14 protein-coding genes are annotated in these 13,262 nt (G+C 54.5%); 8 read left to right on the top strand and 6 right to left on the bottom strand.

The features are described from left to right. Positions 1-55: 55 nt before the first annotated feature. The 5 genes from topA (at position 56) to AKG35_RS07190 (ending at position 6,191) form a co-directional block, all read left to right on the top strand. On the top strand, positions 56-2,806 hold the full coding sequence (topA, locus tag AKG35_RS07210; RefSeq protein WP_011130721.1) for a type I DNA topoisomerase: 2,751 nt from the start codon (positions 56-58) through the stop codon (positions 2,804-2,806). Further along, complete coding sequence (locus AKG35_RS07205; protein ID WP_011130720.1) at positions 2,806-3,282, top strand: hypothetical protein; 477 nt, start codon at positions 2,806-2,808, stop codon at positions 3,280-3,282. Before topA ends, AKG35_RS07205 begins: the two co-directional genes overlap by 1 nt. A 68-nt stretch (positions 3,283-3,350) precedes the next feature. Continuing rightward, complete coding sequence (locus tag AKG35_RS07200; protein WP_052646233.1) at positions 3,351-3,959, top strand: DUF2232 domain-containing protein; 609 nt, start codon at positions 3,351-3,353, stop codon at positions 3,957-3,959. Beyond that, positions 3,931-5,142, top strand: a complete 1,212-nt coding sequence (locus tag AKG35_RS07195; RefSeq protein WP_052646183.1) for a nicotinate-nucleotide--dimethylbenzimidazole phosphoribosyltransferase — start codon at positions 3,931-3,933, stop codon at positions 5,140-5,142. The genes AKG35_RS07200 and AKG35_RS07195 overlap by 29 nt, the downstream gene beginning before the upstream one ends. Before the next feature lie 29 nt (positions 5,143-5,171). Then, entirely contained in the window at positions 5,172-6,191 is a 1,020-nt protein-coding gene (locus tag AKG35_RS07190) for an ABC transporter substrate-binding protein (RefSeq protein WP_011130717.1), read from the top strand. Here the strand turns inward: AKG35_RS07190 and AKG35_RS07185 are convergent. Both AKG35_RS07185 and AKG35_RS07180 read right to left on the bottom strand, forming a co-directional pair. Beyond that, positions 6,180-7,316 (bottom strand): aldo/keto reductase, encoded by a 1,137-nt coding sequence (locus AKG35_RS07185; RefSeq protein ID WP_011130716.1) that lies wholly within the window; start codon positions 7,314-7,316, stop codon positions 6,180-6,182. The genes AKG35_RS07190 and AKG35_RS07185 overlap by 12 nt on opposite strands. Next, positions 7,313-7,891 carry a bifunctional nuclease family protein gene (locus AKG35_RS07180; RefSeq protein WP_011130715.1) on the bottom strand — a complete coding sequence of 193 codons (579 nt, stop codon included), beginning with the start codon at positions 7,889-7,891 and terminating at the stop codon, positions 7,313-7,315. Before AKG35_RS07180 ends, AKG35_RS07185 begins: the two co-directional genes overlap by 4 nt. Before the next feature lie 69 nt (positions 7,892-7,960). Between AKG35_RS07180 and AKG35_RS07175 the strand changes: the two genes are divergently transcribed. Beyond that, complete coding sequence (locus tag AKG35_RS07175; protein ID WP_011130714.1) at positions 7,961-8,623, top strand: riboflavin synthase; 663 nt, start codon at positions 7,961-7,963, stop codon at positions 8,621-8,623. Between the two features lie 92 nt (positions 8,624-8,715). Beyond that, on the top strand, positions 8,716-9,306 hold the full coding sequence (locus AKG35_RS07170; protein ID WP_011130713.1) for an HdeD family acid-resistance protein: 591 nt from the start codon (positions 8,716-8,718) through the stop codon (positions 9,304-9,306). 102 nt (positions 9,307-9,408) lie between these two features. Here the strand turns inward: AKG35_RS07170 and AKG35_RS07165 are convergent, their stop codons facing one another. The 4 genes from AKG35_RS07165 to AKG35_RS07150 all read right to left on the bottom strand — a co-directional run bounded on the left by AKG35_RS07165 (position 9,409) and on the right by AKG35_RS07150 (position 12,987). Continuing rightward, the gene (locus tag AKG35_RS07165) at positions 9,409-9,774 is read right to left on the bottom strand and encodes an AbrB family transcriptional regulator (protein WP_011130712.1); all 366 of its coding nucleotides are present in this window, start codon (positions 9,772-9,774) and stop codon (positions 9,409-9,411) included. A gap of 95 nt (positions 9,775-9,869) precedes the next feature. Further along, the gene (locus tag AKG35_RS07160; protein ID WP_011130711.1) at positions 9,870-10,493 is read right to left on the bottom strand and encodes a cytochrome c oxidase subunit 3; all 624 of its coding nucleotides are present in this window, start codon (positions 10,491-10,493) and stop codon (positions 9,870-9,872) included. Further along, positions 10,490-12,166, bottom strand: a complete 1,677-nt coding sequence (ctaD, locus tag AKG35_RS07155; protein ID WP_011130710.1) for a cytochrome c oxidase subunit I — start codon at positions 12,164-12,166, stop codon at positions 10,490-10,492. The genes AKG35_RS07160 and ctaD overlap by 4 nt, the downstream gene beginning before the upstream one ends. Beyond that, on the bottom strand, positions 12,163-12,987 hold the full coding sequence (locus AKG35_RS07150) for a cytochrome c oxidase subunit II (RefSeq protein WP_011130709.1): 825 nt from the start codon (positions 12,985-12,987) through the stop codon (positions 12,163-12,165). The genes ctaD and AKG35_RS07150 overlap by 4 nt, the downstream gene beginning before the upstream one ends. A gap of 125 nt (positions 12,988-13,112) precedes the next feature. On the opposite strand from AKG35_RS07150, the gene AKG35_RS12955 reads away from it, so the two are divergent. Then, positions 13,113-13,262, top strand: coding sequence for a hypothetical protein (locus AKG35_RS12955; protein ID WP_157859854.1), 150 nt, complete (start codon positions 13,113-13,115; stop codon positions 13,260-13,262).

Genomic DNA, 13,262 nt, shown 5'->3' with positions numbered 1-13,262 from the left:
ATTTGCGTGACTGTAGCTGTGCTGCCTTGCTATACCTTATTGAGAACATCGCATCATGCAGCTCGCTTGTCGGTGCGATAAAGATTGGAACGGTTACATCTCGTCTGTGGCGAACACTCTGGTCATTGTCGAAAGCCCTACCAAGGCGAGAACCATTCGAGGGTTTCTGCCCAAGGACTTCCGTGTGGAGGCCTCCATGGGCCATGTGCGCGACTTGCCTAACAACGCCAGTGAGATCCCTGCGGCCCAAAAGGGGCAGAAATGGGCCAACCTTGGCGTGAACACCACCGCGGATTTCGAACCTCTTTATGTGGTTCCTAAGGACAAAAAGAAGGTGGTCAAGGAGCTGAAGGCAGCTTTGAAGGAGGCTGATCAGCTGTTGTTGGCAACTGACGAAGATCGAGAGGGCGAAAGCATCAGTTGGCATTTGCTGCAGCTGTTGGCTCCCAAAGTGCCTGTCAAGCGGATGGTGTTTCACGAGATCACCAAAGAAGCCATTGCGAAGGCTCTTGATCAGCCCAGAGATCTCGACATGGAGCTGGTACATGCCCAGGAGACGCGACGGATTCTTGACCGTTTGGTGGGCTACACGCTTTCGCCTCTGTTGTGGAAGAAGGTGGCATGGGGACTCTCCGCCGGTCGGGTGCAGTCCGTAGCAGTGCGGTTGCTTGTGCAGCGTGAACGTGCCCGTAGGGCTTTCCGTAGCGGCAGCTACTGGGACCTAAAGGCCAAACTTGATAAGGGTGGTGGTCAATTTGAGGCAAGGCTCACCAGTCTGGCTGGCCAGAAGATCGCTACCGGCAGTGATTTCGATGAAACGACAGGTGCTTTAAAGGCTGGCAGAAATGTTCGTCTGCTTGGCGAATCAGATGCGCGCACTCTTTCCGAGTCCGTTCGAAGCAGTCAGTGGCGGGTTGAGGCGGTGGAAGAGAAGCCAACGGTACGTAAACCGGTGCCTCCTTTCACGACAAGCACTTTGCAGCAGGAGGCAAATCGCAAGTTGCGGTTTTCGGCCAGGGAAACGATGCGGTGTGCCCAGGGGCTGTATGAGCGTGGCTTCATCACCTATATGCGAACTGACTCTGTGCATCTATCCGATCAGGCTATTCAGGCTGCTCGGAGCTGCGTGGGGTCACGTTATGGCGACGATTATCTGAGCAAAACTCCACGTCAGTTCAGCACTAAGTCACGCAATGCCCAGGAGGCTCACGAAGCGATACGACCAGCGGGTGAAAGCTTCCGTTCCCCAAGTGGATCTGGACTTGAAGGGCGCGACATGGCCCTATATGAGTTGATTTGGAAGCGAACAGTGGCCAGCCAGATGGCCGAGGCTCGACTCACCATGCTGGCGGTTGATCTTCGTGTGGCTGATGCCAAATTTCGGGCCACGGGTAAGCGCATTGATTTCCCAGGTTTCTTTCGCGCTTACGTGGAGGGCAGTGATGATCCAGACGCTGCCTTGGAAGGCCAGGAAGTTTTGCTGCCTGATTTAGCTGTCGACGATTCGCCCACGCTGCAGGATGTGGAGGCCCTCGGTCACCAGACTCAGCCGCCGGCTCGCTATAGCGAGGCTTCACTGGTGAAGATGCTCGAGAAGGAGGGCATTGGCAGGCCTTCAACCTACGCCAGCATCATCGGCACCATCGTTGATCGGGGTTATGCAGCATTGCAAAACAACTCCCTTACTCCCAGTTTCACTGCTTTTGCTGTAACCGCTCTTCTAGAGGAGCATTTCCCCGATCTTGTCGATACCAGCTTTACGGCTCGGATGGAATTCACGCTTGATGAGATTTCCACGGGCAAGGTGCAGTGGTTGCCTTATCTCGAAGGGTTCTACAAGGGCGAACAGGGCCTTGAGAGTCAGGTTCAGCAGCGTGAAGGTGACATCGACTCCAGTGTGTCTCGCACTGTGGATCTGGAGGGATTGCCCTGTGTGGTGCGCATCGGTCGTTTTGGGGCCTATCTGGAAGCCAAACGAGTGGGTGATGACGGCGAGGAGGAATCGCTTAAGGCCACCCTCCCTCAAGAGATCACCCCTGCAGATCTTGATGCAGAGAAAGCCGAGCTGATTCTCAAGCAGAAAGCTGATGGCCCGGAATCGATTGGGGAAGACCCGGAAACAGGTGATCAGGTTTACCTCCTTTTTGGTCAGTACGGGCCTTATGTGCAGCGAGGCCAGGTGGGTGAGGACAACCCCAAGCCGAAGCGGGCATCCTTGCCCAAAGGCAAGAAGCCTGATGAGCTCAGCCTTGATGAGGCACTGGGCTTACTGCGTCTGCCGCGCTTACTGGGAGAGCATCCCGATGGTGGACGCATTCAGGCGGGTTTGGGTCGCTTCGGACCCTATGTGGTCTGGGATAAGAGCAAGGGAGAGAAGGACTATCGCTCCCTTAAGGGGGAGGATGACGTGTTGGCAGTGGGGCTGAGCCGTGCACTAGAGCTTTTGGCGATGCCCAAGCGGGGCAGGGGCGGCCGGACTGCGTTGAAAGACCTTGGCATCCCGGAGGGCAGTGAGGAGAAGGTACAGGTTTTTGACGGTCCCTATGGCTTGTATGTCAAGCAGGGCAAGCTCAATGCCTCGTTACCTGAAGGGAAGGGTGTCGACGACATTTCTCTTGATGTAGCAGTGGAGCTATTGGCTGCCAAGGCTTTAAGTAAGAAGACAAGTCGACGCAAAAAGAGCACTTCAACAACCAGCAAAAAAACCGCCGCAAGTAAACCAAAAACTCGTAAACCTCCTGCTACTACAAAGACAGGTCGGTTGCGAGCCAGTGCTGTTCGGGTCATCAAGCCTGGTGAGGTTTGATGCTCAAGGTGAGTGCAAGGGGCTTAATTGCTGATGGGTTAAGCCTGTGTGTTCCGCTGCTTATGTTGATGTTGCAGTCCTGTGCCAATACGCCGTTTGGTCAGGAACTTGCGAACAGTTTTGATGCTCCCACGCAGGAGCCTGTGCCTGTCGCACCTGTTTCCAGTGATCCAGAACCCACGAACTCTTTATCTGACTCAAGAGTTCCTGATCAGGACGTGAGCAACCCGGAAGCTGCTAATCCTCAGACATCGAGACAGGTTGAGCAGAAGCCAGAGTTGGCTAGTAACCCTGTTATCCCGCAGCCTTATCGCATCACCATCAAGTTGTCTGGTGCCGATCCATCGGCGCCGGCAGAAGCCGTCACTCAGGCCTTACGAATGGCTGGAGTGACTTTTGAGGTTGAGACGATTGAACGGGTCAAGGATCAGTCTTTGATCAGAGTGCCGCCTTCCGGTATGGGAGCCCAGCCTTGATCTGGTTTGGTGGCTTGCGCAAGGGTTCGAGAGCTTCTCAACCCATAAGCCGTCGCCAGGCCCTGAGAATGATGGAGACTTCTTACCTTGCGGCTGCTTCAGCTCTGATCTGGGTGGCGCTCTATTACCTCCCTGTTGGTGGAGCCCTATTTCGGCTGGCGTTGCCGTTGCCTTTAGCCCTGCTGCATGTGCGTCGCGGTTCTAAGGCAGGGCTAGAGGGCGTTGCCCTGGCGGTGCTTTTGTTGATTGCCTTGATGGGGCCTGTTCGTGGTCCCTTGGTGCTTTTCCCTTATGGCTTTCTAGCGCTCTGGCTTGGCTGGAGTTGGCATCGTGGGCTGAGCTGGTGGGTGAGTTGGGGGTGTGGAGTTGTGATTGGAACAGCGGGTTTTCTGGTAAGGGTTGTGGTGTTGTCGCTTTTGGTGGGTGAGAACCTTTGGGTGGTGATCACCCGAGCAGGATCAGGTCTGCTTGATCGATTGGTGGACCTGCTCAATCTCCCTCTGGCGCCAGATCTCAATAATGTGCAGCTGATGGCTTTTGCTTTGGTGGTTTTTCAAGAGTTGGTCTACGTGCTTGTTCTTCATGCGCTGGCCTTCTGGATTTTTCCTCGGCTGCAGGGCGCAATTCCCGAGCCCCCCAGACTTCTGCATGGCCTCGTTGCCCTGTATCCCCTCTAATTTCAAGCCGGGTTCGCCTCCAAGAGGTCTACCTTTAGCTTGTAAAGCCTTTGGTGCAGGTGCATCTCTAGCCGCGCAGGAGAGATGGTTAATGCCCTGGCGGGATGGGGGCCTGGGGTTTTCTTTACTGTTGGTGTTGGCTGGCACGCGTACTGCCGAGGTGGAGGGCATTTCGGCGGCAGGTGCTACCTCAGCTGCCCGTCGCTTCACAGCTGTGGCAGATGCGGAACTGCTGCTTAAGGGCCCTGATAGGCCAAGGCTGTGCTCGCTTCCACCTCTTCCTGCAGGGATCTCACCGGCCCTGATTAGTTATGTTGCCGCTCGTTGGATTGGCGTAGACCCATTGGTGGCGGCGGTGGGCTTAACCCTGTCGCCACCATTCCCCCATTTGCGTCTGGAGGTGCCGGGAATGGGTCCGGCTGCTTGTTTGAGTACTGGGGAGGCCATGGGTCTGTCGCGTGTGCATGCTCTCTGGCAGCGGGGCTTTTGCCTTGGGCGAGGTCTTCGTCGTCCTTTGGTATTGGCCGAATGTGTCCCTGGAGGAACGACCACGGCTCAGGCTGTACTCACCGGGCTTGGCTTGCAGGTTGCTGATCTGATCAGTGGTAGTGCTCGTCAGGCACCGATGATCTTGAAACAGGAGTTGGTTGATCGTGGATTGAGTAAAGCGGCTTTGGGGTTTAACCCTCCACCTCAGCGAGTGATTGCGGCCTTAGGTGATCCTTTTCAGCCCGTAGCTGTTGGGCTGCTACTTGGTGCAAGAGAGGCGGGTCAGCCTGTCATGCTTGGCGGTGGCAGTCAGATGGTGGCTGTGCTGGCTCTGGCCTTGGCAGCTATGGAACCATCCCATCGCCAGGACATGGTTGATGGGATTGTGCTGGGTACCACGTCTTGGCTGGCAGAGGAGGCTAAGCGTTCAGATGGCAGGCCAGGTGCACTTGAGTGTCTGATCGATTGCGTAGGGGAGTTTTTCGGTGTTCGCCTTTTGGGTTTGGCCACAGGGCTGCGTTTTAATAACAGTCAGCATCGGGCTCTTCAGGATTATGAGCTTGGATATGTCAAAGAAGGTGTTGGTGCTGGAGCCTTGGCGCTATTGGCTCAGCTTCAAGGGGCTTCTTGTGAGCAGTTGTTGGAGGCGTGTGATCAAGCTATGAACCAATTGTTGGGGACGTCTTACTCATGAGATTTTCTCTGCCCCGTAGGGTCTGATCGATGAGTGGCGCCATGCTTGAACAAAGGCAGCTTGGACGAAGAGAGCTGCTAAAACTGGGCTTGATGGCTGGGCTGATGGGCTTAGCGAGCTGTGGACGTGCCTCAGCAGCCCCTTTGTTGAGAGCAACTCCGGAAACGTTGCCAAAGAAATGGCGGCGCCGTTTGCCCCTGCCTTGGAGCTATCAACCGATTGAAGTTGATGCAGGTAGTAACCCTTTCATCGCCGCACTCGAGCAGGGCAATGACCTGTTGGCTCTTGGTGATGGTTGGCTGACGAGTTTGCCCGCAAAAACCTTGCAGCGGATTGAAGCGCCTGGGCTTCAAGACCGGCTCGATGGTCAGGCGAGGGCCTTTGAAGCCAGCCTGGGACCAGTCCTTCAGTCTCGAGTTCTGCCTGTTGGGGTCAGCCCCTGGGTGTTGCTCTTTCGTCAGGGTGATCCTTGGGCATTAAAGGCAAGGTCTGGCTGGCAGGTTTTGTTAGACCCGGCTCTTAAGGGGCGGGTGGTGTTACCCCAGAGCCCCCGTCTTGTGATGTCTCTGGCTGAGAGGATGCAGGTTGCTGATGGATTGCGGCAGCTGCGTGCTCAGGCCTACACCTTTGATGATCGGCAGGGCCTCAACTGGTTAATTCAAGGGAAAGCTCGGGTCGCGGTATTGCCGCTACAGCGCTGCTTGCCAAGCTTGCGTCGTGACCCAAGGCTCAGCGTGGTACTCCCCAACAATGGAGCCCCATTGAACTGGACTGTTCTTGTACGGTCTGCCTTGACTCGGGAGCCATTGCCACAGCAATGGGTCGAGCAGTCTTGGCAGGAGCCTCTGCTGGGACAATTGCTTGCCGGTGGTTGGATCCCTCCGTTGCCACGTGCAGAGTTGCGTCTTGCCTTAAGAGCAATTCCTAAGGCCTATCGCTCCATTGTGTTGCCATCCAAGGAGGTCTGGTCGCGTTGTTGGTCCTTGCCAGTGCTGACAGCTGTTCAGCAGATGGAGCTGGATCAGCGTTGGAGCCAATCAACCCCATAGCCTGCGCCTGGGAGCTGCTGCTAGGCGTTGGTGCGTGTCAGCGAGGAGATCCGGGATCGGCAGGTGATGGGGGCAGCGGGGTAGGCATTCGCCACAGCGCTCGCAGGCGCTGCCATCAATACCTTCCCACCAGTGTCCTGCTCGTCCGATCAGGTTGTAACGCTCTTCTGTAAAGGCTTGAAGGTTGTGGCCTACGGCCAGATTTCGTAGTCGTAGTAGATCTGGTATGGGTACAGATTTCGGGCAGGGCAGGCAGGCTTTGCACTGGCCGCAGCGATTTTCGCCTAAGCGGCGCTCACCTTGTTGACGAAGTTGGTTGAGGGCTCTTTGCTCGCGTTGATTGAGTGGCCCATCGGCGTTGGCCAACTGCGCAGCAAGTGTCAGGTCCTCTGGCTGAGCAGCACCAAGGCTGAGGGTGCTGATCTTTGCAGCCAGCAGGAAGCGATAGGCAAGCTGGAGAGGCGAGAGTGGGCTGCAGTCCTCAACCAGGGTTGGGCTTGGGTCCTGAAGCCGTCCTCCTTTATCAGCAGGGGAGATTGCCATGACACCCATGCCTGACGCAAGGGCCTCCCGTGCCAGGGGAATACGTTCGGGATCTAGAAGGTGCAGATGCAGGCTGCAGAATTGAAAACGACCGCTTGCTAAGGCTTCCTTGATGAGGGGAAAGGAGCCATGGCTAGTGAATCCCACTTGAACAACAAGATCCTCTTCCTCAGCCCAACGGAGTAGCGCTGCGCCGTCACCACTTAGAGCCCACTCTAGGTGCTCAGGGCGATTGAGGCCATGCACTGCAAGGTTTTCAAGCTTGGGCCTTCCAAGTCGCGCCAAAAGGTTGTGCAATTCGCACTGCCCTTCTTTCAGGCTTAGCCCTGGCAGAAGTTTGCTGGTGATGACCCAGCCTCCAGAAGGTTCAGCTTGCTTTTGTTGCAGCTGTCGCAGAGCAGTGCCAAGAAAACTTTCTGCCGGGCCATAGGCCGGGGAGGTTTCGATGTGGTTAATACCAGCGGCCTGGGCAGCTTTAACAACGCCATACATTTGCTCGGCTGAGCCGATTGCCCTCATCGTCCCAAGGGTGAACAGGCTCACTGCCGGTCCCCGACCAAAGGGGCGTCGTATTGGCATCATTCCTGGTGGTCGGGATCTGGAGAATTGAAGGGTTCGTCTGTTTCACTTTCACGGGTTTGGAGGTGACGGACCAGAGCCGCAGGACTCACTTCATCAAGGAAGCGGCGGAATTCGTCCTGATCTTCTGCGTCAGCCTCCGCATCTACAGGAATTGAGGCTTCTGCTACGACTTCCTCGAGCATCCAGATGCTGCTTTTGGTGCGGACTGCAAGGGCGATGGCATCACTAGGACGAGCATCAATTTCAAGCAGCAGGGTTGATTCCTCAGGAGTCTTCTCTTCCTCCGGTTCTTCCTCTGATGCCTTGAGACGAAGTTTGAGTACAGCCTGGAATGTGTTGTCTTCAATCGCGTGGATGATGACCCTCTCAAGTTGAAGATTTCCTGCTTTGAGCAGGGCCACCATGAGGTCGTGGCTCAGTGGTCTTGGTATAGGGGCGTCCTGAATACCGGCCATGATGTTGTGCGCCTGGGCTTGATCGATCCAGATCGGCACCTGTCTTCGTCCGGATGGATCCCTGAGAAGCACGATTGGGCTGCGGCTGGACGCGTCGAGTGCGAGACCGGCAACGCTCATCTCGACCACTGACCCTCCATCCCCCTTTTGTCCGATTATGGCCAGTGATGTTCCCACATACGGCCTGCCATGTTTACGGGGCTAGTTCAGGCGGTGGGACGGGTGCAGCGTCGAGCGACGGGCTTGTTGGTGCAAGGCTGTTCCCCATTAGCACCTCTGGCAGAGGGAGACAGTGTGGCTGTTGATGGGGTCTGCCTGACGGTGGCTGAATTGATCGCGGATGGTTTTCGTGCTGATGTCAGTGAGGAGACGCTTTGTCGAACCAGCCTTGGGGCCAAGGCGGATCGCGGTGGGGTTGTGAACCTTGAACCAGCCCTGCGCTTCTGCGACCGTCTCGGAGGCCATCTGGTCAGTGGCCATGTTGATGGATCTGGAGAGGTGGTGGCTCTGGATGCTCGCTCAACGTCCTGGTATCTGGAGGTCTGCTGGCAAGATCCTGCCTTCGGACGTTATGTCTGCGAAAAAGCCAGCATTGCTTTAGATGGCATCAGTCTCACTGTTGCGGGATGCGTTGAAGACGGCAGCCGATTCTGGATAGCGGTGATAGCTCATACCTGGACGAGCACGTCTTTGCAACATTTGGAGGTTGGAGCTGTGGTGAATCTGGAGGCCGATCTGTTGGCCAAATACACCGAGCGTCTTTTGGCAGGGGCGCCTGATTTACCAATGGCAAGCAACCGGAACACTCAAGAGATCTCAACGGAGTGGCTTGCCAGCCATGGGTGGAGCTGAGTCGCTACGTCTTTTGCACAGGGATCTTACAAAGCATGGCCGGATCAGGAGACCCTCAATAGCGTTCAGATGCTGTTCATTTTGAACATTTCATGACCGTTGATGAACGTCAGGATTCTTTGGTCACTTTCAAGGCCTTTGCGATTGCTGAAGGCATTGTGTTGATTGTTCTTGGTGTGTTGGCTTTGATCTTTCCGGTGGTTGCTGCAAGTTGGACGACCGGGTTGATTGCTGTGTTGTTTTTGGTGGGCGGCATCGTTGGCTGGATTAGCAACCTTGCGCGCTCTTCCCGTATGGCCCGTTGGGTTTGTTTTTGGCGTCTAGTGCTATCAACACTGTTCTTGGTAGCAGGCGCATCGATGATCTCCTATATGAAGAACCCTGCTGAAGCAGCTGTTCAGGTGGCGACATTTGCCTTGGCGATTGGCATCGTGTTTTTGGCAGAGGGTATCGTTGCTTTCTGTACTGGACTGGCGCACGCAAAACGCGCTGGGTCTGGTTGGGCAATTGCCAATGGGGTGATCACTTTTATTCTTGGCTTGTTGATTGTGACAATGAAGTTTTGGCAGCTGTTGTGGGTACTCGGAGTATTGGTGGGAATCAGCTTTCTGTTTAGCGGCATTGACTTGATTGCCTTTAGCTCAACCCTGCACGACGACAACCAGCCCCCTGCTCTCACCTGAAATGGCTAAAAAAGATCTATTTAGTTGTGCCAATTGCTAATTTTTGGGTGTCCCTAAGGCGATGTTGATGATGGAGAGGCCAAAACATTAAGGAAGGGTGGCCTATTGCTTCTTGCCACCCTCATTTTCTAGTGGTAGCAACCAGATAGCACCTGATTCTCGGTGGATTTCGATGCGGAACTCTTGGCCAGGTTCTAGGCCGAGTCTGCGTGTATAGGCGTGCCCAATAAGCAGGTTGCCATTTCCGTGGACCCGAGTGCGAAATTCTGCCTGACGACCGCGGGAAGCCGCTGACCCTCCACTGCTGGAGGGAAGCTTGTAACCCTTGGCTTCCACGAGAGCTCGATAGAAACTCTTGCGCAAGACACGTCCACTTGGCCCCACGTATCCGCAGCCACGAGCAATCTCATCCTCAGGACGGTTGCTGAGTGACCTGGCCTTGTCTAGAAGTTCTTTTCCGACGAGCATTTCGCCAGGTTTATTCGTGTTGATTCTGACGAATTCTTCCTACCGTGGCAAGTTATTGCTCGAACTTCTCTTGACTGAGATGTAGGGCCTTGGCTTTAGAGAAGGTAGAAGATGATGAATAAGATCACCCAGATGCCGTCTACGAAGTGCCAATAGAGCTCAGCGGCTTCGAGGGGGAAATGGTTTTCACTGGTGACACGACCGCCTGGTGAACGCGCCTGCCACCACACGATCAATATCATGATCGTCCCTAGGGTGACGTGTAGCCCGTGAAAGCCTGTAACGGCATAGAAGGTGCTGGCGTAAAGGTTGTCTGTGAGGCCAAATGGCAGTGTGAAGTACTCGACCATTTGGCTGGCTAGAAATGCCAGACCAAGGCCAGCAGTGATGAACAGCCAACGTTGACACTGGTCTGATTGATTGCGCTTCAGAGCTTGTCCAGCTCGATGGAAAGTGGCGCTGCTCACGAGGAGTAACACCGTATTCAAGGTGGGGAGGGGCAGCTCTAATTCATAAACCGCATCAGGCAGCAGGGGATTGACAGCCCGAAATGTGAGATAGGCGACAAAAAAGCCCGCGAAGGTCATGCCATCAGCCACTAGGAAGGTGGCTAGGCCGAACATGCGGTGATCAGCATGTTCCTCGCCAAGCTCAGCATGATCATCTGCTAGATCAGCCTGCTCCTCATAGTCATGGTCGATCGTTGGAAGGGATGTCATTGGCTTTTGCTCCCTAGATCACTATCACTGTTGCTGGTTTTTTCTAGGTTGAGTTCCTCCCCAGGTACGCCATAGCCATAGGGCTCTGTTACCAGAGGGGCTTTGCCGCTCCAGTTTTCCACTGGTGGTGGGGAGCTGGTGAGCCATTCAGGAGTAAGCGCCCTCCAGGGGTTGTCTCCGGCAATGGGGCCGCTCAATGCACTCTGCACGACGTTCCAGAGAAAGGGCAGCGTGCTGATGGCCATTAGCAAGGCCCCAACACTGCTAATTTGATTGATTACGGTGAATTGCGGGTCGTATTCCGCCACACGGCGGGGCATGCCGTTGAGGCCTAGCCAATGCTGTGGGGCAAAGCAAAGATTGAAGCCGATGAAAGTGATAAAAAAATGAAACCGCCCGAGAGATTCATTGAGCATGCGCCCAGTGAATTTTGGATACCAGTGATAAATAGAGGCAAAGATCACAAACACCGAACCTCCATAGACGATGTAGTGAAAATGGGCAACAACAAAGTAGGTATCATGCACGTGAATGTCGAATGGAACTTGTGCAAGTGCTACGCCAGTAATGCCGCCAAGCACAAAGTTGACAATGAAGCCACAAGAGAAAAGCACAGCACTGTTTAGAGAGATGCGCCCTCCCCAGAGTGTTGCCAGCCAATTGAAGAACTTAATTCCTGTAGGTACGGCAATGAAGGATGTGGCAATGGTGAAAAAGAGGCGCATCCAAGGAGGTGTTCCACTTGTGAACATGTGATGTGCCCAAACCACGAGGCCAAGGATCACGATGGTCATGATTGAATACACCATTGAGGTGTAGCCAAAAAGTGGTTTGCGGCAGTGAACAGGAAGGATTTCGCTGACCAATCCGAAGGCTGGCAGCACCATGATGTATACCGCTGGGTGGGAATAAAACCAGAAAAGATGTTGGTAGACGACTGCGTTTCCGCCCAGGCTGGGGTTGAAGAATCCTGTATGGGCAACGATGTCGAAACTTAAAAGGATCAGTGTTCCAGCTAGTACTGGTGTGGAGAGCACCACCAGGATGCTTGTGCCGAGCATCGCCCAGCAGTACATGGGTAGTTGCATTAGCTTCAGTCCGGGCTGCCTCAGCTTGAGGATGGTGGCGATGAAGTTGATGCCACCAAAGATTGAGCTACCGCCAAGCAAGAGCACACTGAGAATCCATAAGATCTGTCCTGCGGCGGGGGTGGTGATACTCAGCGGTGGATAGGCCGTCCAGCCGGATTGAGCAGCACCGGTAATGAAGTAGCTACTGATCAGCAACAGGCCAGCTGGAGGGATCATCCAGAACGCCACGGCATTGAGTCGAGGGAAGGCCATATCACGGGCTCCCACATAAAACGGAATGAGATAGTTGCCGAAGGCACCGTTCACGACCGGCACGATCCACAGGAATATCATCACTGTGCCGTGCAGCGTTAGCACCTGGTTGTAGACATCCCTGCCCATGAAGTCGGCGATGGGGCTGGCGAGTTCGATGCGGATGGCGCCACCAAGCACTCCGCCGATTAGGTAGAAGATGAATCCGCAAACCAAGTACTGCAGACCAATGACCTTGTGGTCAAGGCTGAAGCTGAAGTAACGCAACCAGCCAGTTGGTTGAAGACCATCTGATTGCTTTTTGCTAGGAGGGGAGATGGCAACCGTCATGCTTCTGAAACCGTTGTTTTGGCGTTGTTGCTGAACCAGGTGTCGTAGTCACCGGGCTCTTCGACAATCACTTTCGTATGCATGTTCCCGTGGTATGGACCGCAGAGTTCGGCGCAGATGATTGGATAGCGTCCTGGCTTGGTTGCGGTGAAGTTCAAGAGAGTGGGCTGACCAGGAATGATGTCTTGCTTGATGCGGAATTCGGGAACCCAGAAGGCATGGATGACGTCCTTGGATTCCATGCGCAGTGTCACAGGTTGGCCTAGAGGCACGTGCAACTCGCCAGAAATGATGTCGCCTTGGGGATAGTGGAAGAGGAAGGCATACTGCATTGCGGTGACTTCCACCGCTAATGAGGCAAGGCTGTTGTCAGCACTGGAGGCATCGGCGACAGAACCGATCCCTCCCCAGATTTGTTCCTTCATGTCCATCATCTGATGGTCATGGGAGTCATGGGCTAATGGAACCATTCCGCCCATGCGGTCGTAGATGTCGAAGCTGTAAAGCCCAACAAACAACACGACCACAGCAGGCACAGCTGTCCAAAGGATTTCAAGCGGGAGATTGCCTTCAATGGCGAGGCCGTCCTCCAATTGACCAGGACGTCTGCGGAACTTAATCAGGCTGAATACAACCAACCCGACAATGCCGAGAAAAAGGATTGCTCCGATGCTGAAAAGGACTCTGAAGAGTTCGTCGTATACGGGTGCATTCGCACTTGCATCAACAGGGAGCAGATTGACGTTCTGGCCAATCCATAGGCCTCCAAGTACAAGGGCAATGACCAACGCCAGCGTCAGGATGGCAAAGGGAGTCCGCACGGAATCTATTTGGATCTTTTAAGGCTATGGAGATCGCTCCAAAGCAACATGCAGTGATTATTAAGTCGTCGCAAATTTTGCAAGAAATCCTTATTTTGCAAGGTGTCTGATGAGGTTAGTTTTTTTTGCCTGAGCGCTTCTGTCAGGGATGGGTGATTTGGCGACCAGTGGTGATGTTGCAGTCGCCTAGACAAGGTGAATCTGGTGATTCAATCGCTCCATCCTCAGAGATAACAACCCTGATCTTTGCGATTAAAGCCGTTCCGTCGATTTAA

The organism is Prochlorococcus marinus str. MIT 9313, assembly GCF_000011485.1.
Classification (GTDB): Bacteria; Cyanobacteriota; Cyanobacteriia; order PCC-6307; family Cyanobiaceae; genus Prochlorococcus; species Prochlorococcus marinus_D.
The sequence above is the reverse complement of the archived record's forward strand: the minus strand, read 5'-3'. Positions and strand labels throughout refer to the sequence as shown.

Coding starts and splice junctions, on each gene's coding strand:
- AKG35_RS07200 (WP_052646233.1), top strand. CDS start 3,351: ATGATGGAGACTTCTTACCTTGCGGCTGCTTCAGCTCTGATCTGGGTG.
- ctaD (WP_011130710.1), bottom strand. CDS start 12,166: ATGACGGTTGCCATCTCCCCTCCTAGCAAAAAGCAATCAGATGGTCTT.
- AKG35_RS07160 (WP_011130711.1), bottom strand. CDS start 10,493: ATGACATCCCTTCCAACGATCGACCATGACTATGAGGAGCAGGCTGAT.
- AKG35_RS07165 (WP_011130712.1), bottom strand. CDS start 9,774: ATGCTCGTCGGAAAAGAACTTCTAGACAAGGCCAGGTCACTCAGCAAC.
- topA (WP_011130721.1), top strand. CDS start 56: ATGCAGCTCGCTTGTCGGTGCGATAAAGATTGGAACGGTTACATCTCG.
- AKG35_RS07190 (WP_011130717.1), top strand. CDS start 5,172: ATGAGTGGCGCCATGCTTGAACAAAGGCAGCTTGGACGAAGAGAGCTG.
- AKG35_RS07185 (WP_011130716.1), bottom strand. CDS start 7,316: ATGATGCCAATACGACGCCCCTTTGGTCGGGGACCGGCAGTGAGCCTG.
- AKG35_RS07205 (WP_011130720.1), top strand. CDS start 2,806: ATGCTCAAGGTGAGTGCAAGGGGCTTAATTGCTGATGGGTTAAGCCTG.
- AKG35_RS07170 (WP_011130713.1), top strand. CDS start 8,716: ATGACCGTTGATGAACGTCAGGATTCTTTGGTCACTTTCAAGGCCTTT.
- AKG35_RS07180 (WP_011130715.1), bottom strand. CDS start 7,891: ATGAGCGTTGCCGGTCTCGCACTCGACGCGTCCAGCCGCAGCCCAATC.
- AKG35_RS07175 (WP_011130714.1), top strand. CDS start 7,961: ATGTTTACGGGGCTAGTTCAGGCGGTGGGACGGGTGCAGCGTCGAGCG.
- AKG35_RS07195 (WP_052646183.1), top strand. CDS start 3,931: ATGGCCTCGTTGCCCTGTATCCCCTCTAATTTCAAGCCGGGTTCGCCT.